Source organism: Bifidobacterium aquikefiri, assembly GCF_002259795.1.
Classification (GTDB): Bacteria; Actinomycetota; Actinomycetes; order Actinomycetales; family Bifidobacteriaceae; genus Bombiscardovia; species Bombiscardovia aquikefiri.
Genome location: NZ_MWXA01000003.1, coordinates 273,096 through 295,762 on the forward strand (window position 1 = coordinate 273,096; position 22,667 = coordinate 295,762).

A 22,667-nucleotide genomic window follows, 5' to 3' on the forward strand; every position below is an offset into this window, starting at 1 on the left:
GAACCGATATGACATACAAGACACTTTCGCAGGCTTATGCCGACGATGTTCTGGTTCGTCTCGCATACAATTCCAGCGCGATTGAGGGAAACACGATTTCTCTGTCAGAAACCGTGTCGATCATTCTGGAAAACACGATTTCGACCAGCTCTGGGCATTCGATACGCGAATTCTATGAGATTGAGAACCATAAGCAAGCATTTGCATACATGCAGGACCTGCTCGAATCGAAGGAAATGCTTTCCATTCAGATCGTGCAACGATTCCATGCGTTGCTGCTTGAGCGTTTGCAACATGACAACGGTCAATTCAAGCAGCATGCCAATGCGATTGTTGGCGCTGAATTTCAGACCGCTAGCCCTGCTCAAACCCCGCAGCTTATGCAGCAGTGGGTCAGCAACGCCACATATAGGCTTGAATCAGCGCAGGATCCAGAAGCTTTCTGCATGGCTTTGGCAGAATTGCATATCGAGTTTGAACGCATTCACCCATTTTCTGACGGGAACGGGCGAACGGGCCGCTTGGTGCTGCTCTATCTGGCACTGCTCTATATGGGCGCGGCAATCCTGGTGAACACCGAGCGGCGAGCCGAATACATACGTCTCCTAGCCGAGCAGAATGCACAAGGCTTAGGGCAGATGTGCCTCGAATCATTGAAATATGAACAATCACGAGCAAAGAAATTTTAGGTACAAGGGAAAATCTCATGGCAAACCATACGACACTGCAAACGGTAACCAGTCAACTTTGGGCAATGGCGAACGAGCTTCGCGGAACTATGGATGCGTCTGAATACAAGAACTACATTCTTGCATTCATGTTCTATCGCTATCTGTCTGAGAATCAAGAAAAATATCTGGTCAGCAACAACGTCATTGACATTGCAACAGGCCAGTCTGTCAACGAGGCATATGCTGCCGAAGCACAAGGCGATGATTTGGCAGATTATCTGACCGATATCTCTTCAAGTCTCGGCTATGCCATCGCACCGGCGGATACATGGCAGTCGTTGATGGACAAAATCGACAACAGTCTCGTGATTCCCAGCGACTATCAGACCCTATTTGACAATTTCAATAAGAATTCCGAGCTCAACAAAGATGCAGTACGGGATTTTCGGGGAGTTTTCAACGACATCAATCTTGGAGATTCACGGCTCGGTTCGTCCACCAATGAGCGTGCAAAGTCTCTGAACAGAATCGTCAAACTTATCGATAGCATCGAATACAAGGACGAACAAGGTCGAGACATTCTTGGAGACATCTATATCTATCTGATTGGCAAGTTCGCCGCATCTGCGGGCAAGAAGGGCGGCGAGTTCTATACGCCTCACGAAGTGTCGATGATTCTGGCGAAGCTGGTCACGAATGGCGTCAAGAAGTCAGACGGAACCTTCTCCCTGTATGATCCAGCCTGCGGTTCGGGCTCTCTGCTGTTGACCGTGCAGGATGAGCTTCCAGGTGGAGACCGGCAGGGTGCGGTGAAGTTCTACGGGCAGGAGCTCAACACCACGACATACAACCTTGCGCGCATGAATCTGATGATGCACGGTGTGGATTACAACAACATGAACCTATCCAACGCAAATACGCTGGAAACTGACTGGCCTGACGGCCCCGACCCAGCAACTGGCAAGGACCAGCCGCGATCCTTCGATGCTGTCGTTGCCAATCCGCCATATTCTGCACATTGGGACAATGATCCCGCGAAGCTCAAGGATTCTCGCTTCAGCCCCTTCGGTGTGCTCGCTCCTAAGTCAAAGGCCGATTATGCCTTCATTCTTCATGGCCTGTATCACCTGAATAATACCGGCACGATGGCAATCGTTCTGCCTCATGGCGTGCTGTTCAGGGGAGCAGCGGAAGGCAAGATTCGCAAGGCGCTCATCAAGTCGCAAGGCTCGCACGCCCAAGGTAACTATCTTGACGCGGTTATTGGTCTGCCCGCGAACCTGTTCTACGGCACAAGCATTCCCACCTGTATTCTGGTGTTCAAGAAGAATCGCAGAACCAACGATATTCTCTTCATCGACGCAAGCAAGGACTTCGTCAAAGGCAAGAACCAAAACACGCTCAGCAGCGAAAATATCGACAAGATCATTGAAACGTATCGCAATCGCACCGACATTGACAAATACGCCCATGTCGCCACGTTCAAGGAAATCGAAGACAATGAATTCAACCTCAACATTCCGCGCTACGTGGATACCTTCGAGGAAGAGCCTCCCATCGACATCGACGAAGTGAACAGGCAACTCAAGCAGGACAACGCCGAGATCGCAGAGTTGGAGGCAAAGATCAACGAGCAGCTGCGAATTCTCGGAGGTGAGGTGTGAGAAGGCGTTGTCTTCACAGGACAAGTAAGACAAGAAGCTGAGCCGTCGGATGGCTCCTTGTAAGTAGACATGTCATTCGCTCAACTTGTGTGAGCTGTATATATACTGACATTGAAGGACATCCTCTTAGTTGATAGGAAAACTCATGAGTGATCTGATGGGCCATAGTAATTCCAATGATGAAATGCTTGCCATTGTTTTGAACAAAGCTGTTCAAATGCCGGGCATGAAGGTTGACCGCGAAGCTTTTCTGCGTAAACAGTTCAAGTCAGAATCGCATGAAATGATAACGGCAATTGTTGAAAAAGGGCCCATTGAGGCCAATTTTTCAAGAGATAAGCTCCGCATAAAGGCGAGAAGAATATTTCTTGACCGCACTCTTACCTCAGCGGGATTGTCATTCGCTGCGGGGCTTCCCGGTGGATTCGCAGCGGGTATAACTATTCCTGCAGACACGCTTCAATTCTTTACGATGGCCCTGCGGGCAGCTCAAGAGGTGGCGTATCTTTATGGCGAGGATGATTTTTGGAATGGCGAGATTTCTGACGATGAACAGGTGACTGGCCAGTTGATTTTGTATTGCGGTGTAATGTTTGGTGCTTCTGGAGCTTCATCTGCTGTAAGAGTTGTTTCTTCACAGCTGGCCAAAGCTGCGCTTAAACAATTGCCTCAAAGAGCGCTCACCAAGGGTGTCATATATCCAATGGTCAAATCTGTTGCGAAATTACTGACTGTTCAGATGACGAAAGGTATTTTTGCAAAAGGAGTCTCAAAGGCGATACCTGTCGTAGGTGGGATTGTGTCCGGAAGCATTACTCTGGTGACAATGCGACCGATGGGATTGCGTCTGATAAATGTGTTGGATCATTCACACTTTGCTTATTCAGATGAACAACTCGAGAACGACTTGAGTATCTTGAACAATGTTGGAAGGTCAAGTAGTGCTTCGGGGCGCGATATTCCAGATGTAGTGGTTGGCGAAATCGTTTAGCTATAGCCTTGCTTTCTATCGCAGCGGGCGGGCTTGCCCATGCAGAAAATTCCCACGCAAATCTGACTTTTTAACAGCAAATATGAGCAGTATCTTGTCTCAACTAAACTTCGAGCTCCGCTTTTGAACAGTTTTTATTAGTTTATTCATCGTGGGTATTCTTTTTCTAGATCACTTATCGTATTTAGGAGATGTTTTGTCATGGGCGATAATTATCAATGGGAAACTTTCTATACGGATTTGGCGCAGAAGCTACTCGAGTATCGAGATCGCAGGAGTGAACTTTTCGACGTGATACGTGGATTGGCCAAAGACCAGCCGTTGATGAACTATTTCCATTTTGAGCGTGAAGATTGGTGGGGTTCTCAAGATCATCAGATTGATCCATTTTCTGTGATGGCGGCAATGAACAGAGGGACTACCGATGAGAACAGGACTGCCATTGCGAAACTCTATGCGAAGGCCTTTGATATTACATCCACAGTTCCCACAGAATTCGTTGGTATTCCAGTACTCGACAATAGAAAATCATTTTTTGCCGGTGTAAACGAGATGTGGGAATTGTTTATTATCGCCATGAACGTTCCACAAGATGGGCAACTGCCATCCAACTTTGAAGATTCTTTCAATTCGGTCATTTCCTTAAGTGGCAACGGTATTGGCATGGTTTCGATGGCATTGTTCTGGGTTCGTCCGCATGTCTTCATGCCTCTTGAAACCACGTCTCGCGGATATATTGCCAAGCATTATGACATCGATACAACAGGAATTCGGAAAGCCTCCCAATATGTGCAATTCTTGTCTGATTTTCGAGACAAGATAGTTACTCAAACCCCAGAATTAGGCTTTCCGGAACTATCTCAGAAAGCATGGGTGGAATTCAATCAGCATGATGCCTCGCCGTCTCAAGGCAACGTTGCAACGACGACTCCGAAGAAAAACCTAGAAGATGCTGCTGATGTGCCGAACAACAATACCGACAAGACGCCCACTGAAACGGAAATGGGAAAGAACATCATTCTCTATGGCACGCCTGGCACAGGAAAAACATACAGCACCATGCAATATGCGGTTGCAATCATAGAGCACAAAGATATTTCAGTAATTCAACAGGAGCAATACTCCGATGTTTTTGCTCGTTATAGAAGGTATAAAGAAGCCGGACTTATAGCATTTACAACTTTCCATCAATCCATGGGCTATGAGGAGTTTATCGAGGGAATTCGCCCAGTTTTGGATGATGATGAAACTGGAGAATCTCATTCAGAAATATCTCACGAAATTCATGACGGCATATTCAAAGAGTTCTGCAACAAGGCTGGAGCTCCAATTTCCAAGAGTGGCAATGATGATCTTGGTTTGAATAAGAATCCGCGCGTGTGGAAGGTGTCGCTCGAAAATACAGGAGATAATGGAACAAGAACAGAATGCTTGGCAAATGGGCATATCAGAATTGCTTGGGACGAATACGGAGAATCTGTATCTGATGAAATTGATTTTCCCCGAGGCGGAAAAGTGGTTCTGAACACTTTCTATAACCGCATGCAGATTGGCGATATCATATTTTCTTGCTTCTCAAGCCGAACCATTGATGCGATTGGTGTAATCACTGGCGATCCAGAATGGCATGACGAGTATGACAAATTCAAACGACTTCGAACCGTCAGATGGCTCGCGACCGGTTTACACGAAGACATTGTCGGCATCAATAATGATAAGGCAATGACTCTTTCGACCGTATATGCACTCTCCGTTACGGTCACTGATGCCATATCGTTACTCAAGAGAGTGAAACCGGGATCGGTGAGACAGGATATTGGCAATCAAGATCGGGTATTTATCATTGACGAGATCAACAGAGGAAATATTTCAAAAATCTTTGGTGAACTCATTACGCTCATCGAGACGAACAAACGAATCGGTGCTCGGGAGGAGAGCAGGGCTGTCCTTCCATATTCTGGCGATAATTTCGGTGTGCCCAATAATGTGTACATTATTGGAACGATGAACACGGCAGACCGTTCAATTGCGCTTATCGACACAGCTTTGCGCCGTAGGTTTGATTTTATCGAGATGGTCCCTCAATCAAGTGTTTTGCATCATACGACGATTGGGATCATTGATCTCTCGAAGCTGCTGGATACTCTGAACGCCAGAATTACAGCTCTACTTGACCGTGAACATACCATCGGCCAAGCTTATTTTCTTCCGCTCGTTGATCGACCGAGCATGAAGCAATTGGGAAACATCATGGAATTCAAGATCATGCCACTATTACAGGAGTATTTCTATGATGATTACCATAAAATTCAGCTCATACTTGGTGATAACCAGAAGAACAATGATGAGGATCGCTTCGTGCAATTTGTCGAAGCTGTGACTTCACTCTTTGGTTCAGATGAGAACGAAACAGCAGACTATTACACAATAAACCGACAAGCATTTACACGAGCTGAAGCCTATGCATACCTTTCATAAAACCTACACGATACGAGAATATGAGGGTTTTGCGCGACAGAAGACACTTGGAAAATACCAGGCTTTGCCCAGCGCAACCTTTGACGCGCTAGAGCAGCTGGTGATCGCTTCTGGAAGTGAGCGCGCCGACGATGCTCTTGCACTATTCTCATTAAGTGCGAAAAAAGGTTTAGGAACGGTGATCACTGCACAGAATTATGCAGGAATCGTGGCTTTATCAACGGGAGATGTCATCGAAATATTGCCCAAAATAGCGGGTAAAGGTATTCCAACACAGGATTCAAGGCATGTCTTTCTTGAGATGTTGAAAACAGTCGAAACCGAGAAATTCAAAAGTTTGGGCAATGCCCATCTGGATATCGATTCGCTTCCGCTGCTGGATGTATTCATTATGATGTTTCTTAGCGCAGTTTCCAAGATCGTCAAGCAGGGTGTGCGACGGTCATACGAGCCGATTGAAGATAATCAGAATTTCTATAGGGGAAGACTACTGGTATCTGCAAATATTGCTCAAAATCTGTGGAGGCGTGACCGGTTCTTTCTGAGACATGATGAATTTACCTTGAATGTTCCAGAGAACAGGCTCGTGAAAACAACGATGAGATTTGTTATGGGTCTGACCCAGAGTCAACGCATCCAGAAGCAAGGAGCACAGCTGCTCACATATTTTTCTGGAGTCGAGTTTTCGAAGAATATTGGAACCGATTTTCAGCATTGTCATGGTGACCGTACCATGCATGGTTATCAGACCGTGCTCTGTTGGTGCAAGGTTATCTTGTGCGGCCAATCCTTTACACCTATTTCTGGCGAAAATGTGGCTCTCTCCTTGCTGTTCCCCCTTGACAAGCTCTTTGAGAGCTATGTTGCCCGAATTGCTCAACGTGTACTCGCCCCTGTTGCACTGTTGCGCGTTCAAGACCATCGGCTCAGCCTTTTTACTCAGCCTTGTAGAAGCTTCATTCTCAGACCCGATCTCGTCGTTGAATGGGAAGGCGGCACGGCGATTCTGGATACGAAATGGAAAATTCTCGCTCAATCTTCGAGAAATCACGGTATTGCAGAGTCAGATATGTATCAAATGTTTGCGTATGCCAAGAAATATAATGCTCGAAGTGTAACGCTGCTCTACCCTCAGTCGGATTGGATCGACGAGCAAGGTTTATCATATGTGGGCGAAGATGATGTCGCCATCAAGGTCAGAGCCATTGACATGATGGAGGCACGGAACAGTATCAAACATATTCTTGAAAGTTCTATGTCGGATCCGGCGTAGTGCCTCCAGCGAGCTCTGCTCTGCCGTATCGGAGAGACTTGTTCAGCCATGCAACGCTTGGAATGGCAGCGGTGTCTGCCCTTTCTGCGGCTTCAGAGTTGTTGATGCACAGGGCAACGAATGAACGGCATTCGAAGTGACGAATGATTCACCAGAGGAGTCTGCTACTTGCTGAGCTCCCAGCTGCTCAATGTTGTTCACCCCTTTCCCATTCCCGACGGCGCTGAAGATGCTCACTTGGAATGCGGCTTTGGATAGATCCTCGTGTTGCAATGCCTCGGCTGGAATGGTCAGCACAATGTCGCGTTGCTGGCGAACACTCAACGATGCGCGTGCGATGCGTGTTCCATCGGCTGTGAACAGACCGGTTGCACCAATTGCCCCGCTGTGTTCCCGTGGATTCGCGATGGCGACGTACTGCCAGGCTCCGGCCGTGGTGATGCCTGTGCCTTGAACACCTGGCGCTGCTGCGGTTGACGCGGGAGCATTGCTGCGAATATAGATATGCAAGAGTTGAAGGCTCATGCCTTCCAAGGCCCAGGGGTTAAGAATCTGACCTTCAATGCTGGTGACGAAGCGAATGTAATTTCCATCCTCAAATACCCTTAACGAACTGAGATCGAATGAGCCGGGCGTATATGTCTCAGCAGTGGGGAACGCTTGTTGCCGGTCTGCCACATCGGTCTGATCTCTCAAGGTACTGGCAGAAATCGAACCGACCAATCTTCCATATCCATCATTGGGCAGAGACTGCCGAGTTGCAAAGCTCAGAGGATTGTTCAATGAAGCGATACCTTGGCCAATGACCGTGAGATCACGTCCCTCGGTCACACTGACCGTGGTGATATCGGGAGATATCTCGATATCGAAGGTACTGCCTTGATAATGCAGACCAGTTACGGTGAGATTCGATAGCGAACTCGGCAGGATGGGATTCACCGTCACGCCGTTCATCCTCCACCGCAGTCCGGTGTATCCGTAATAGAATTCCTGCAGGAATCCGCCAGCTCCGGTCAAGAAGGTGAACGCACTGCCGCCGCCGCGCTCCTCGGTGAACTGGTTGAATGGCCCTCGCATGAATCCGGTTGAACTGCGTTTGGTGTACCACATCGCTTCATCTGCACGGCCGATTTCTGCCGCGACAATCGAATGTATGGCATCGGTCATCGAAGGACTGGCATCTTCGTTTACCTTGGTTGAGTAGTAGTCAAGATTATTGGCAGTTCGCTCCAGAGACTGCTCGTTCTCCCAAGGGTAGCTGAGCATGACGGCATCGGCCTGTTTGATGCCAATGCCGTCATAGTTCGCATATTCTTTGGTGACATTGCGCACAGAATCTTCCGGAATGGCAAAGTTGCCACTGCGTTTGCGCCACTCGGGATTGGCGGTCTCGCCGACAATCGCTGCAGCCTGGCATGCGATTTCCAACACTTTGGATGCGGCCAGATTGGTATAGGCGGAGTCGTCTCGACCAATTTCACCGTTGCTGGACCATTCGTCAGGAGGAGTCACATCATCGATGTGATACTGATGATCAACGCCTAAGTATGAGCGTGCAATCCAGAAGTCGGCCGAGCCGGCAATGATTCCGTAACCAGTATTGATCAGCCAATCGGTATCTCCGGATGTCTCATAATATTGCCAGCATGCGAGTGCAATATCCGCCGTGATGTGAATTTCGTGGCCACCGAAGAACAGCGCTGTCGTCTGTTCCTTGCCATTCAGGCCGCCTTCCCAGGGGAAGCGCAGAGCACTTCCATTGCCGTAGCCATGCTGCCCATAGCTTTGTGTCGCTGGATTCCACTCAGAGATATGTAGCGCATTGAATTTGGCCCCATCACTGTCTCCCAGACGATTCGCCCGATATTGCAGCACGGCCTTGGCAATACCGGGATCCTGTGCCAACAACGATGGCCACATCCAGGTTTCGCTATCCCAGAACACATGGCCGGCGTAACTGTCTGAAGACAATCCCGCTGGTGACGGGGACCAGGGACGTTCCCCGACGCTTGCTAGCAGATAGAATCTGCTGGCTCGAACCTCACTTTGGAGTAGATCGTCGCCCGAGATAAGAATGTCGCCTTGCCACAGCGCAGCCCATGCTTTATCACTATCGCTTCGAGCGGAGAGGAAACCGAGGGCGGCAGCCTCGGTTGCAATTGATGCCGCCGCTGCACGTGTGCGTTCAATCGAGTTCGTTGGAACATCCTGATTCGTTGCCAGACCTACGAATTTCGTGAATTCATAGGTCTTCCCGACTTCCACCGCGATGCTCAGATGCTGTTCGACAGCATTTGTCATGTCATCGGCAGGGATCATGGAGTTGTCCGACTGCCTGAGGATCCCTGGACCATCGAGTTGCGAAACGAACGATGCCTGCTGATGAGTGCCGTCAAGCGTGGTCGTCAGGGCAATCTGTCTGGATGAGGGGTCTGCCCATCTGTCGAATGATGCGTTGCTGGCCGCCTGTGGGTCGAGCACATCCGTAACGGTCACGGTCCTCTCGTCACTGTTCCAGGCAATGGGCGTGAGCGTGAGGTGAACGAGGCCGAGCTGGTCGTTGGCCCGACTTGGCAACACCGTGTAGTCCACGTCAATCACGTTCCCGGACGGTGATGTCCATCGTGCACTGGTGGTTATGGTGCCGTTCTTCATATGCAGTGTTTGACGATAGCCACTGAGGTTATGGCTGGCTGGCGAGTCGGCGCTTTTCGCTGCAATCTGGTGGTTGGACTCACCTGTCGCGTGCGCATTGTCGTGGGACTCAAAGGCATCATCAAATGTCCCAGAGGCATCGGCCACCTTCAATCCTGTCCATGCCGGGCCACCCACGCGCCATTGATTGCTGTCGCTGGTGGCAGTGTAGAAACCCTGTATCTGGAATGATGTCGGAACGTGCGATTTGCTGAAACCCTGGCCCTGAGCGGGGATTCTCGCGGCAAAATAGCCATTGCCGGTATATGTCGGATAATACTGACCATTGAACGGGTTAGTCGCCGAAATTGTCCATGAGTCATTCGAATTGCTGCAATCCACAGTTGCTCCCTGATTGTCCATATAAAAGCGCACCCGCAACCTGCCTTGGCCTTGAGGCGCCTTTGTCCCCTATATGTAGTGACCGTTGTTCGTTCAATCGGCCACGCTTATGTTTTCCTTCAATTGGTAAAATATAGCGTCAGGTATCGAGACTGCACAATCGTAGCGCGGTTGTTCTCTCAGCCAACGATCTGGGCTGTCGATAGAATGGCGGCGTGCATATCTTACTTCCACCTTCTGAGGGCAAATCCTTTCCAGAAACTGGGCCTGTGATGGAGCTTCAGAAACTATCGTTTCCGGAGCTTGCTGATGCAAGGCATCGTGTGCTCGAAGCCTTGATTGAAGTATCGAATAGGGATGATGCCGCAGAGATTCTCAAGGTGGGCAAGCGTGTCATACCCGAAGTTGTGGCTCAGCGAGACATTCTCAATATGCCCTGTGCTCCGGCTCGAAAGGTGTACAACGGTGTGCTGTATCAGGCCGCTCAATTACGAAACAGTGATGATGTGCTGATTTTCTCAGCGTTATTCGGCATTACCTCAGCTGACGATCTCATCCCTGCGTATCGTCTGTCGATGAATACCTCATTGCCAGGGATTGGCAGTCTGAAGTCATTCTGGAGGCGTGAATTGGCGAAGGTTGCCTCGATCAGCACAGGTTCCGATAGGAAACGTCACGTTTGTGCAACATCAGACACAGATGAGACCCTGAATACCACGGTTGACATGCGTTCGGGTGCGTATCAGGTCACGACACCTCTCGGCCAGTCGTGGGACCTGAGTGTTGTGGATTCGCGCGACAAGGTCATCACTCATGCGGCAAAGCACTACCGGGGTCTGCTGACACGGGCGCTGCTTGATGCTCAGCAGACCGCGCAGCCAGAGCGCAGAGATACTCCTGCTGGAACTAGTGATATCACAGCGAGCCTCGATGTGGCACAGGTGGCGCGCACACTGGGTCATATCGAAGTCACTCATGATGGGCTGCATCATCACATCACTTTGAAACTGGGGGAGGGCTGAAGCCCGCGTAAGAGCTTCATGCAGAACCATGACATGTCTTCCACACGTTTTCGGCACGTGTAGGTGCGCGTATCATGATGTCAAGGTTGCCAACAAGAGATTTAGGAAGGCGGCACTGCCAATGCACCAACACCACCAAGGTGATACCGCCACTGGTCAGGAATTGAATGATGTGGCCGGTATCGGCGCTTCTCAAACGAGGAAATCTCCTTGGATCACATGGCGCCGTTTTTCTGTGATTTTCGTGGTGAGCTTGGTCATGGCAATTCTCGCAACGATCTTCACTGTGTATTGGATAGTGAGATCAGTGCCCTCACCCTCGCAGGTTGACTCGGTCACTTTTGCCAGTCTATCCGCTCTTCCTTTTGACTATGACAATGCCGAACAATCTGACGGTATCCCCAGATTTACAACGAATAATCCACGTACAATTGCCAATGTGATTGCCGTGCAACAGGAAATCACGGACTGGAAATCAACTCCGAGATACTTCTCTTTGTTCAGAGAGAGCAATCCAACCGGTGAAGACGCTGATGTGGAAAGTGAAATCGAAAACCAAACCACCAGCTTCAATCTGTCATACTCCATGAAGGGAAACCAACTGTCACATTCGCATGCATACGATCTCTACCCCAAGTATCTGCATCGCAGCAGGGCTTTTCGGAAGTTGATCAACGATCCGGGATATCGCGAGGCGATCAGCGTCGGTCATGTGCTTGGATACGACAATGTGAAGGTCGCCGAAGTATGTTCCGATGGTATTTACGCCCAGAACCAATACAGTCTCGATGACACGGAAGCGCAGCAGTTTGCCCGAGTGGTAGACGAGGATTATCTGCACATTCCGAAGCAGTCGATTGCCTCTGATGGATACATTGTCAACGCTGACAAGTCGGTAGAGAAGAACATTTTTCCGATTGCCATAAGTGCATCCTCCTTGAAGGATAAGGATGACATCGTCGGCAATGGAAATACCATATTCATCCAGATAACATCCAGATATACGCGCACTATTGCATGGCTCAAATCCCATAATCTCTATGACAAGTGGACAGAGGCAGCGAAGCATCTCTGAATTGTGGGAACGTTTGTGCAATATTGACCTTAGGTCACCTGCCTTAGTTCACCTGAAAGTGTTCTTTGACGCCGTCGATGGCCAGGGTATCGCAATGCGAATGCGTACGGCGAGGACACTTGATGAATCATACGGAGCAACCATATGGAGCAATCACCTCCGAATTCGCGCTTCACGAAACACAGGACTCTGCAACTGCGTGTGTACGCCGTGCTCGCCAGGAGACGGATTCGAAATTTCTGGCGCAATCCGCTCAGTTTTCGCCGCTCAGGCAGATAGAGGTGCAATGGCCGATGTGTTGACTGCATGGGTTGCTTTCAGGGTTGTGTTACTGATTCGCTGTGTGATAGGTCCGGCTGCATTTCCATAGCAGGGTTGATCCGATGGTGGTGATGACTGCAAGGATGCTGATTGACCAGAATCCTGGCAGCGCTGATAGCAATGGACCTCCTATGATGCCGGCTATGGTTGAGCCGAGGTACATGAGTACGTTCGCCAGTGCGGAGACGGTGCCTCTTGCGGTGGTGGTCAGAGATTGCATAAGACTCATGAATACCGGGAACAGCATGCCTCCGATGAAGAAGGTGCATGTGAGTATCGTGACGGGAAAAGCTAGAACCGCGCCCAGAGGGAGGAGCAGGTATGCAATCGTGTATCCGCCCATGGAGAGGAAGAGCGCTCGCCATTGTCCGATGCGGGCGACGATTTGCGGTCCGATCAGAGCGCCCAAAGTGTTACCTGCACCGAGCACGATCATGATCATGCCAATGCCCTGTGTACTCAGCTGGAAGTCTTTGGAGAACCATGAGGCAATGAATGACATCACAGCGAAATTGCCTGTTTGAAAGACTAGATATGCGGCGAAGCGTGGAAGTGCATGCCGGGTATGAAGCAAGCTCGTGTACTGCTGCAATGGACGTTTTTGCTGTGCTGTTGGCTTGACATTGGGGAACCATATGGCCACGGCGATAGTCGCCAACAGCGAGGCTGCTCCGACCACGAGGAAGGGATCGGAGGGTGACTGAGAGGCCAGAAAGCTACCAACGGGCACTCCTGCGATTTGTGCGACGGTTAGGCCAAGGGTTGGTGCTGCCATCGATTTGATGATCTCGTTCTCGGCAACGAGTTGTGGAATTGATGCCCAGACCTGTGGCGAACCAATGGCTGCCATCACACCTGCGAGGAGACATAAGACGATCATGGAGGGGAACGACCAGGCGATTCCACATGTCGCAGTGGCAAGGGAGAATCCGAGCATGCCGACGATGAGTACGTGCTTACGATCGAAATGATCCGACACGGGACCTGAGAAAATTGCCGTGACGCAGTAGCCGATGGCGTAGGCGGATATCATCCATCCAGCTTGACCACTGGGATTGTGGAACCTTTGGGTGAGCAGGGGAAGTAGGAGTGCCACAAGAAAGGTGTCGGTGCCGATCAGAAACTGTATGGCGAAGGTGAGTATGTTCAGTCGTTTCATATGATGTGTTCTTTCGCAATTATTGTGTCCTGGGATGTCAGACACTCCGGTATGCTAAACCTTGACATCAGTGTGAAAGTCAAATCGGAGGCATCAGATGCGTATTGGCAGTTTTGCGCAGCAGGCGGGTCTTACCACCAGACAGGTTCGTTATTACAGCGACAAGGATCTCCTACCCGCGATGAAGTCGCCTAATGGGTACCGAGAGTACGATCCCGATCAGATTCCTCGGGCCAAGAGGGTACATTGCCTGCTCGCAGCGGGAATACCGAGTGAACAGCTGAGTAGGATCAGTGACTGTTTGGATAGCGAAGGTCCGATTGCATGCAAGGAGTTGCAAGCTGCAATGAGAGTTCAGGTTGATTCGCTTGAACAACGAATACGACAACTGGAAACCGCAAGAGACACGCTCAAGAGGAAAATCCGCTGAAGAGGCTTTCCTGATGGCTTGCCCAATCAGCCATAGGCTCATTACGCCAATCAGCTCCCGCATAAACCTGGAAAAAATGCCGTGTCGGGCTTTGAACTTACTCTTCCCGATGTAAAGAGAAATCAAAAAGCCCGGAATCATTGAGATTGCCGGGCTTATCAGTAGCGGGGTCAGGATTTGAACCTGAGACCTCTGGGTTATGAGCCCAGCGAGCTACCGAACTGCTCCACCCCGCGACGGCTGCTTTTCAGCAGCGTTCACCAAGTTTATTCAATAATTGGGATTTGTCAAATAGGTGAGTTCTTTGTTCGTAATAGTAAGGAAGGTGAAAGTGCTGAGGAACTTCAGTTGAAGGGCAACGCGCCATTTTGGCTCTCGGCACTTTCCACATCGAGCACGGGTTGCAATAATAGGGGATATGCCAATAAATATTCCGAGTGGTCTTCCCGCAAGGGCAATCCTAGATTCAGAGCGCATCTTCGCGCTTGAGAAGCCAGAGGCGGAAGCGCAGAACGTGCGTCCGCTACGTCTTGTCGTCTTGAATCTGATGCCCAAGAAGATTGAAACGGAAACACAGCTGCTTCGACTCATTTCCAAATCCCCACTCCAGGTCGATGTTGATTTCATGAAAACCTCCACCCATGAGGCAACCCACACCAGCCATGATCATCTGGTGAAATTCTATGAGACCCTCGATGTACTTGAGAACAATTGCTACGACGGTCTCGTCGTTACCGGCGCACCGGTGGAGCACCTTCCTTTCGAGGATGTCGATTACTGGGACGAGTTCAAGACCATCCTCGATTGGGCAAGTTCACACGTATTCTCAACGATGTATCTATGCTGGGGTGCGATGGGCGCTCTGAATTATAGGTATGGCATCCGCAAGCATATTCTTGAGCAGAAAATTTTTGGAGTCTTTCCGCAATTTTTGCAAGATGAGTATTGCTTCATTACGAATGGCTTTGACGAAATGGCTCTCCAACCACATTCACGACTTGCTTCGATGGACGAGGATGACATTGCCAGGAATCCAGAATTGCAAGTGCTTACCTGGGGTCCTCAATCAGGACCGGGCTTGCTTGCAACCAAGGATTTCTCTGAAGTCTTTGCACTTGGGCACTGGGAATACGGCAAATACACGCTCAAGGAGGAATACGAGCGTGATATGGAACGTGGCATGAGCAATGTGCCATTCCCACATAATTACTTCCCGCACGATGACCCGACCCTTGAACCCCTGTTCTCGTGGCGGGCCCATGCAAATCTGCTGTGGCGCAATTGGTTGAACTGGGTATATCAGACAACCCCATACGATTTGCGCGAGATACCCCAACTGCGCGCGGAGAAGCGTCTTGGAACCGATCGCTCGATACGTCATAGTCCCGAAAGTCCAAGAGGCGATGGATACCAGCCTTTCATGAATCTTGATGACTAATATTTCGTTCAATGAGATTATTCTCTGGACTCATCTGCTGGGCACATAAAATTTACTGAGTTTTCACATGAAGAAAGGATTCATTGCTCCTCTCGCATCGTTGGCTTAGTGTTTCCAAGGATTTCAAGATCAGCGTCAAGACACATCAATCACCATGTGCTCATTTTGTGGTATGGATCATGCCTCAAATCCTTAAAAAGCTCGTAGGATATCCACGGATGGCAGTAGACCGAATACTGTTTCCTGTTACACAAGGAATGTTAGTTTCGTCACAGTCTGGAGTATCGTAAGTCCGGATGGATGCGACGCATGCCGATAAGTTTTGCAGAAACAAAAATGTCACATCAGTTTCAATAACTAGTGTTATATTGAATGCTGGTTTGAGTGAATTAGGAGGCGCTTGATGGCGGGATTGGTAAGTGCACAGATGGTTTTGGCATCAGGTCCAAACTTTCCGACAATTAATGACTTCCTTCCTCCAGAGATACTCTTCCAAGGCACACCGTTCGCACTCAATCGCATAGTGTTGATTCGTCTGATCATGACGGTTGTCATTCTGCTGGTTCTTGGGATCACAACCATGCGGGCAAAGCTCATTCCTGGCAGATGGCAGGGTGCCGTGGAGTGGATGCTGGGCTTCGTACGCAACAACATTGTCTATGAGGTGATGGGCGAGCGCAGAGGTAAGCGTTATGTTCCGATGATCACGACGATGTTCATGACCATCTTCCTGTTCAATCTTTGTGAGGTGATTCCAGGGGCAAACATTGCAGCTACGGCAACGATTGCAATGCCTCTGGTTTTCGCATTCTGGACCTTCTTCCAATATTGGATCGCTGCAGCTCGTGAACAGGGTCTTGGCAAGTATCTGCGCCATGAACTGATCCCGAAGGGTGTCCCGCTGCCAGTGCTGATCATCGTGTTGCCCATGCAATTGCTTGACGTATTGGTTGTCCGTCCCGTTTCACTCATGGTTCGACTCTTTGCCAACATGCTTGCTGGCTACTTTATTCTCGAGCTGTGTCTGGCAGCCGCCCAGTACTTCCTGGTAAACGTGACCGACAAGTTGATGATGCCTCTCGGAGGCTTCATGCTCATTGCGGCACTTGTCATGACGCTGTTTGAATCATTCGTCGCAGCGCTTCAGGCTTTCATCTTTGCAACCCTCAGCACGGTATACATCAATTTGAGCTACCCAGAGGAAGCATAACAACACTTATTCTCCAATAATCACGGCTTGACTCAAAGAGCCTATAGAAAGGAATAACAATGGATCTCATCACACTTGCAGAAGTGTCTGGCAACCTGAGCGCTATTGGCTACGGCCTTGCAGCTATCGGACCTGGCATTGGCGTAGGTATCATATTCGGCAAGGCAATTGAGGCAACGGCACGTCAACCAGAACTCGGCGGTCGCATTCAGACGTTGATGTGGATTGGTTTCGGACTTGTTGAGTTCCTCGCACTTTTGGGTATCGTTTGCGGCTTCCTGTTCAGCTGAACCACTCGTTACGCAGGTTCAAGACAACAGGTCGTAAGCATTAAAGAAAGGAGGATGATGTGATGACGTTAGCTCAAACAGGCGGAATTAAACTGTTTTTGCCACAGACCTATGACATCATTTGGTCGTTTATCATTCTCGTTGTCATAGCTTTGTTCTTCTACAAGTTCATGCTTCCACGATTCCAGAAGATTTTTGATGAGCGTGCAAGCAAGATCGAAGGCGGCATCAGCAAGGCGAAAGTCGCTCAGGAAGAGGCTGATGCAGCGAAGAAGAAATTCGAGGATCAACTTAAGTCAGCACGAGTCGACGCTTCGAAGATTCGTGATGACGCACGTGCTGAGGCATCGCATATTATTGCCGATGCGCGCAGCCGCGCTGAAACGGAGGCTGCACAGATCACCGCCAACGCTCAACGTTCCATCGAATCTCAGCAGCAGCAGGCTTTGGTAAGTTTGAAAAGTGAGGTCGGCGCTCTGGCAACTTCACTTGCAGGCAAGATTCTCGGGACCAGACTTCAGGACGATTCGGTTCAGTCCTCAATGCTTGATTCCATGATCGATGAGCTTGGTCAGGACAAGGACAAGGCAGCTTGAGCTTGAATATCACAAGTATCGGGAAGGGGATGTGATATGCGCGGTGAGACTTCGCTGGCTTCCGACAAGGTAGCTCGGCAGAAATTCGCTTCACAACTGCGTGATTCGGGTGTGCAATCCGGCACAGTCGCGATTGAGCTTTTCGATTTCGCAAACATGCTTGACGATAACGCTGCAGTGGAACGTGCTCTGACCGATCCTTCACGCCCTGCACATGACAAGATTGTGCTGACAGACAAGCTGATCGGCGATACGGTTGATCCCTTGACGAAAGAGATTCTCGAAGATCTTGTGTCACGAAAGTGGAGCCGAGTCGACCACATTGCCAATGCCGTCGAGGATTTGGCAGTTGACGCAACTCTGTATTATGCGGACGTCAAGGGTGTGACATCCACGGTTGCAATCGAGCTCGCAAAGATTCATTCTGCGTTCATCAATATTGCACCTGTGCGTGCCAAGCTTTCTGATATACGAATGTCGGCAAACAGCCGTGTTGCATTTCTCAGGGAACTGCTACGCAACCAGCGCTTGAATCCCTTGACGGTGCGCTTGGCCGAGCATGCGACGCGCGATTTGCGTAACCGCAGATTCCTTTCGACTCTGCAGTGGCTTATCGATGAGATTTCGCATCACATGGGTGAATCGGTGGTCACCGTAACCTCGGCAATTCCGCTTCGCAAGGAACAGTTTGCCAAGATCATTGCGGCCTATTCCGCGAAACTGGGACGCCAGGTCCACATCAATTCGGTGGTCGATCCCAATGTGCTTGGCGGCATGAGAATCCAATATGGCGCAGAAGTGCATGACAGCACGGTTGTTGCTCAATTGCAGCGCCTGAAACAGATGGTCTCGGTCCCCGCCTGATTTTCGTCAGACTCAGACACGGAACATACTTATCAACCAGAAAATAATGTAAGGAGTGATCATGGCAGAACTTACCATTGATCCCGCCACGATACGCAAGGCGCTCGATGATTTTGTCGAGTCGTACAAGCCGTCGGACAATCCCGCTCAGGAAGTCGGATATGTCAAGACGGCCGGCGATGGCATTGCGCACGTGGAGGGTCTGCCTGGTTGTATGGCCAACGAGCTGCTGACCTTTGAAAACGGCACGCTCGGTCTGGCATTCAACCTTGATGCTCGTGAAATCGGTGTGGTTATCCTCGGTGATTTCGCAGGTATTGAAGAAGGACAGGAAGTTCGTCGTACCGGAGATGTGCTCTCCGTACCCGTTGGAGATGGATATCTCGGCCGTACGGTAGATCCTTTGGGCAAGCCAATCGACGGTCTCGGAGAGATCAAGAGTGAAGGACGTCGTATTCTTGAGGCTCAGGCCCCGGATGTGATGCACCGTCATCCCGTTGACGAGCCGCTATCAACCGGTATCAAGGCAATCGACGCCATGACCCCAATCGGTCGTGGACAGCGTCAGCTCATCATCGGTGATCGTCAGACCGGTAAGACCGCTCTGGCAATCGACACCATCATCAATCAGAAGGCCAACTGGGAGAGCAACGACCCGAAGAAACAGGTCCGCTGCATCTACGTAGCCATCGGTCAAAAGGGCTCAACCATCGCATCAGTCCGTTCTTCCCTTGAAGACGCCGGAGCTATGGCATACACAACAATCGTTGCGTCCCCGGCCTCTGATTCCGCAGGTTTCAAGTACATCGCCCCATACACCGGTTCTGCAATCGGTCAGCACTGGATGTACAACGGCAAGCACGTGCTCATTGTCTTCGATGATTTGAGCAAGCAGGCCGAAGCCTATCGTTCAATTTCCCTTCTGCTGCGTCGTCCGCCGGGGCGAGAAGCCTACCCAGGCGATGTGTTCTACCTGCATTCTCGTCTGCTGGAACGTTGCGCAAAGCTTTCCGACAACCTTGGTGGCGGTTCGATGACGGGTCTGCCGATCATCGAGACCAAGGCAAACGATGTGTCTGCGTACATTCCAACCAACGTGATTTCCATCACCGATGGCCAGATATTCTTGCAGTCAGATCTGTTCAACGCCAACCAGCGGCCAGCTGTGGATGTCGGTATTTCCGTGTCCCGTGTGGGAGGTGCCGCGCAGACCAAGGCTTTGAAGAAAGTTTCTGGAACACTGAAGATTTCGCTGGCTCAGTACCGTTCGCTCGAATCCTTCGCAATGTTTGCATCCGATTTGGATGCGGCTTCCAAGGCTCAGCTGACCCGTGGCTCGCGTCTGACTGAATTGCTCAAGCAACCCCAGTTCTCGCCATATTCGATGGAGCAGGAAGTCGTTTCGGTGTGGGCTGGAACTCACGGCAAGCTTGACGACCTCGATTTGGCCGATGTCTTGCCATTCGAGCATGGTCTGCTGGACTATCTGGCTCACAACACTGATATCCTCAAGACGATTCGTGACACCGAGGATTTCACTGCCGATACGGAGAAGGCACTGGACAAGGCAGTTGACGAATTCCGCAGCAACTTTGTCACCAAGACAGGCAAGACGCTTGATGGCAAGAAGCAGGATGGCGTCAAGTCAGCCAATGTTGAGCAGGAAAAGCTCGTAGCGGGGGCGAAGTAATCTATGGGATCGCAACTCGCATTCAAGTCAAGGATTGCTTCGACTGGTTCGTTGGAGAAGATATTCAACGCCCAGGAGATGATAGCGTCTTCGCATATTGCCAAGGCTCGCAAGGTAGCTTTGGACGCGAAGCCATATACTGATGCGATTTTCGATGCCGTTCAGGCACTTGCTGCACATACCCATATCAAGCACCCGATTGTTGAGAAGCGAGATGACACGCCAAGAGTCGCTGTGCTCGCTCTTACTTCGGATCGTGGTATGGCTGGCGCGTTCACGTCATCAATCATTCGAGAGACCGAAACTCTGCTATCGAATCTCGATAGCCAAGGCAAGAAGCCGGAGTTGTTCGTATACGGTCGACGCGGTGTGACCTATTACAAATATCGCAATCGTGAGATTGCCGATACTTGGGAAGGTGACAGTGATCAGCCAGGTGTGGAGATTGCCGAGAAGATTTCGGCTGAATTGATGAAGGCTTACATGGCACCTGCCGATAAGGGCGGTGTGAGTGAGCTGTACGTTGTATTCACCGAATTCGTCAACATGGTGGTGCAGAGGGTTCGCGTCTTAAGGATGCTTCCGGTTGAGCTCATAGCGGCTTCGGACAGCGCCAATGACGAGGATCTGCTCTCTGACGAGCATGGTGATCTGCAGAAGAACGATGGCAAATCCGAGGCACCGAGTGCCTCGCCTCTCTATTCGTTCGAGCCAAGTGTGGATGAAGTTCTGGATGCGATTCTTCCCAAGTACATTCAGTCCCGCATTCATGAGTGCTTGCTCACTTCTGCAGCTTCGGAGACGGCGAGTCGCCAGAACGCCATGCATACGGCAACGGATAATGCGCGCAATCTCATCGACGACCTGACAAGGCAGCTTAACCAGTCCAGGCAAGCCGCGATTACGCAGGAACTTAGTGAAATAATTGGCAGCGCTGATGCGCTGAACACAGAGGAAGAGTAGGAACGCCAATGGTTACAGAGCAAGATACTCAAACCAGAACGGCACCTGACGACACGGATTCCATGTCGCAGGGTCGCGTGACTCGCGTCCAAGGCTCGGTTATCGACATCGAATTTCCGGTAAATCATCTGCCGGATATCTACAACGCCTTAACCGTAGAGATCGCCTCGACGGGAGACACCGAGGGCGAAAGCGTTCATGAGATCACGCTGGAAGTCGAGCAGCATCTCGGGGACTCAATCGTTCGCGCAGTGGCTCTTAAGCCAACCGATGGCATTGTGCGTGGTGCCAAGGTCACCGACACCGGTGGCCCGATCGAGGTGCCAGTCGGCGATGTGACCAAGGGCCATGTCTTCGATGTGGTCGGTCATATCTTGAACAAGTCCGACGACGAGACGATTTCAGTCAAGGAACGCTGGCCAATTCACCGCGATCCACCGCCATTCGATCAGCTTGAGCCAAAGACCGAGATGTTCGAGACGGGTATCAAGGTCATCGATCTGCTCACCCCATATGTGCAGGGCGGAAAGATTGGTCTGTTCGGCGGTGCAGGTGTTGGCAAGACCGTGCTGATTCAGGAAATGATTCAGCGTGTGGCGCAGAACCACGGCGGTGTTTCGGTGTTCGCAGGTGTCGGGGAGCGTACCCGTGAGGGCAACGATCTGATTGGTGAAATGGCCGAGGCTGGCGTGCTTGAAAAGACCGCGCTGGTCTTTGGACAGATGGATGAGCCCCCGGGGACTCGACTTCGTGTTCCGCTCACCGCCTTGACGATGGCTGAATACTTCCGTGATGTTCAGAATCAGGATGTGCTGCTCTTCATCGACAACATCTTCAGATTCACCCAGGCGGGCATGGAAGTTTCCACGCTGCTTGGTCGTATGCCTTCTGCAGTCGGTTATCAGCCAAATCTGGCTGACGAGATGGGTGCTCTTCAGGAGCGCATCACCTCGACCCGTGGTCACTCAATCACCTCGCTCCAGGCCATTTATGTGCCTGCGGATGATTACACTGATCCAGCCCCTGCAACGACATTCGCCCATTTGGATGCAACGACCGAGCTTTCTCGTGACATCGCTTCCAAGGGTATTTACCCTGCAGTCGATCCGCTCGGTTCCAGCTCTCGCATTCTGGATCCTCGCTATGTTGGTCAGTCGCATTACGATTGCGCCAACCGTGTGAAGGCGATTCTGCAGAGAAACAAGGAGCTTCAGGACATCATCGCCTTGATCGGTATTGATGAACTCTCTGAGGAAGATAAGACCACTGTCAATCGCGCTCGTCGCATTGAGCAGTACCTTGGTCAGAACTTCTATGTTGCAGAAAAGTTCACCGGCCGTCCAGGCTCATACGTGCCAGCGGATGAAACCATCGAGGCGTTCACCAGAATCTGCGATGGCGTCTACGACGATGTGCCAGTTCAGGCGTTCACCGGTGTCGGTGGCATCGATGACCTTGAGAAGAAGTGGCATGACATGGAAAAGGGCAATGACTGA

The 22,667-nt window shown here is 50.5% G+C and carries 18 protein-coding genes and 1 tRNA gene; 16 read left to right on the forward strand and 3 right to left on the reverse strand.

The features are described 5' to 3' along the window. Positions 1-8: 8 nt before the first annotated feature. From BAQU_RS02840 to BAQU_RS02860, 5 genes are all read left to right on the forward strand, one after another. Positions 9-689 carry a Fic family protein gene (locus BAQU_RS02840; RefSeq protein WP_094692538.1) on the forward strand — a complete coding sequence of 227 codons (681 nt, stop codon included), beginning with the start codon at positions 9-11 and terminating at the stop codon, positions 687-689. A gap of 17 nt (positions 690-706) precedes the next feature. Next, positions 707-2,335 carry a type I restriction-modification system subunit M gene (locus BAQU_RS02845; RefSeq protein ID WP_094692539.1) on the forward strand — a complete coding sequence of 543 codons (1,629 nt, stop codon included), beginning with the start codon at positions 707-709 and terminating at the stop codon, positions 2,333-2,335. A gap of 145 nt (positions 2,336-2,480) precedes the next feature. Continuing rightward, positions 2,481-3,326 carry a hypothetical protein gene (locus BAQU_RS02850; protein ID WP_094692540.1) on the forward strand — a complete coding sequence of 282 codons (846 nt, stop codon included), beginning with the start codon at positions 2,481-2,483 and terminating at the stop codon, positions 3,324-3,326. 201 nt (positions 3,327-3,527) lie between these two features. After that, positions 3,528-5,804 carry an AAA family ATPase gene (locus BAQU_RS10585; protein WP_094692541.1) on the forward strand — a complete coding sequence of 759 codons (2,277 nt, stop codon included), beginning with the start codon at positions 3,528-3,530 and terminating at the stop codon, positions 5,802-5,804. Beyond that, positions 5,788-7,077 (forward strand): McrC family protein, encoded by a 1,290-nt coding sequence (locus BAQU_RS02860; protein WP_094692542.1) that lies wholly within the window; start codon positions 5,788-5,790, stop codon positions 7,075-7,077. Before BAQU_RS10585 ends, BAQU_RS02860 begins: the two co-directional genes overlap by 17 nt. Before the next feature lie 42 nt (positions 7,078-7,119). Here BAQU_RS02860 and BAQU_RS02865 read toward each other — a convergent pair whose 3' ends face one another. Next, positions 7,120-10,113: a glucodextranase DOMON-like domain-containing protein gene (locus BAQU_RS02865; protein WP_158215619.1), complete on the reverse strand. Its 2,994-nt coding sequence runs from the start codon at positions 10,111-10,113 to the stop codon at positions 7,120-7,122. A gap of 215 nt (positions 10,114-10,328) precedes the next feature. Between BAQU_RS02865 and BAQU_RS02870 the strand changes: the two genes are divergently transcribed. Then, positions 10,329-11,135 carry a YaaA family protein gene (locus BAQU_RS02870; protein ID WP_094692544.1) on the forward strand — a complete coding sequence of 269 codons (807 nt, stop codon included), beginning with the start codon at positions 10,329-10,331 and terminating at the stop codon, positions 11,133-11,135. 121 nt (positions 11,136-11,256) lie between these two features. After that, positions 11,257-12,210: a hypothetical protein gene (locus tag BAQU_RS02875; protein WP_094692545.1), complete on the forward strand. Its 954-nt coding sequence runs from the start codon at positions 11,257-11,259 to the stop codon at positions 12,208-12,210. A 328-nt stretch (positions 12,211-12,538) separates the two neighbouring features. Here the strand turns inward: BAQU_RS02875 and BAQU_RS02885 are convergent, their stop codons facing one another. Further along, positions 12,539-13,690 carry an MFS transporter gene (locus tag BAQU_RS02885; protein WP_094692547.1) on the reverse strand — a complete coding sequence of 384 codons (1,152 nt, stop codon included), beginning with the start codon at positions 13,688-13,690 and terminating at the stop codon, positions 12,539-12,541. Between the two features lie 97 nt (positions 13,691-13,787). Between BAQU_RS02885 and BAQU_RS02890 the strand changes: the two genes are divergently transcribed. Next, complete coding sequence (locus BAQU_RS02890; protein WP_094692548.1) at positions 13,788-14,120, forward strand: MerR family transcriptional regulator; 333 nt, start codon at positions 13,788-13,790, stop codon at positions 14,118-14,120. 162 nt (positions 14,121-14,282) lie between these two features. On the opposite strand, the gene BAQU_RS02895 is transcribed toward BAQU_RS02890, so the two are convergent. Then, a tRNA-Met gene (locus BAQU_RS02895) sits at positions 14,283-14,356 on the reverse strand. Positions 14,357-14,538: 182 nt separating this feature from the next. On the opposite strand from BAQU_RS02895, the gene BAQU_RS02900 reads away from it, so the two are divergent. The 8 genes from BAQU_RS02900 to atpD all read left to right on the forward strand — a co-directional run bounded on the left by BAQU_RS02900 (position 14,539) and on the right by atpD (position 22,667). Further along, the gene (locus BAQU_RS02900; RefSeq protein ID WP_094692549.1) at positions 14,539-15,558 is read left to right on the forward strand and encodes a homoserine O-succinyltransferase; all 1,020 of its coding nucleotides are present in this window, start codon (positions 14,539-14,541) and stop codon (positions 15,556-15,558) included. Positions 15,559-15,961: 403 nt separating this feature from the next. Beyond that, entirely contained in the window at positions 15,962-16,768 is an 807-nt protein-coding gene (gene atpB / locus BAQU_RS02905) for a F0F1 ATP synthase subunit A (protein WP_094692550.1), read from the forward strand. Positions 16,769-16,827: 59 nt separating this feature from the next. After that, positions 16,828-17,058: an ATP synthase F0 subunit C gene (gene atpE / locus BAQU_RS02910; protein WP_094692551.1), complete on the forward strand. Its 231-nt coding sequence runs from the start codon at positions 16,828-16,830 to the stop codon at positions 17,056-17,058. Between the two features lie 62 nt (positions 17,059-17,120). Continuing rightward, positions 17,121-17,654 carry a F0F1 ATP synthase subunit B gene (locus BAQU_RS02915; RefSeq protein WP_094692552.1) on the forward strand — a complete coding sequence of 178 codons (534 nt, stop codon included), beginning with the start codon at positions 17,121-17,123 and terminating at the stop codon, positions 17,652-17,654. 36 nt (positions 17,655-17,690) lie between these two features. Further along, a complete protein-coding gene (locus BAQU_RS02920) occupies positions 17,691-18,518 on the forward strand; it encodes a F0F1 ATP synthase subunit delta (RefSeq protein WP_094692553.1) in 828 nt (275 codons plus the stop codon). A 61-nt stretch (positions 18,519-18,579) separates the two neighbouring features. Then, positions 18,580-20,208: a F0F1 ATP synthase subunit alpha gene (gene atpA / locus BAQU_RS02925; protein ID WP_094692554.1), complete on the forward strand. Its 1,629-nt coding sequence runs from the start codon at positions 18,580-18,582 to the stop codon at positions 20,206-20,208. A gap of 3 nt (positions 20,209-20,211) precedes the next feature. Further along, the gene (locus tag BAQU_RS02930) at positions 20,212-21,171 is read left to right on the forward strand and encodes a F0F1 ATP synthase subunit gamma (RefSeq protein WP_094692555.1); all 960 of its coding nucleotides are present in this window, start codon (positions 20,212-20,214) and stop codon (positions 21,169-21,171) included. 8 nt (positions 21,172-21,179) lie between these two features. Continuing rightward, positions 21,180-22,667: a F0F1 ATP synthase subunit beta gene (atpD, locus tag BAQU_RS02935; protein ID WP_415447756.1), complete on the forward strand. Its 1,488-nt coding sequence runs from the start codon at positions 21,180-21,182 to the stop codon at positions 22,665-22,667.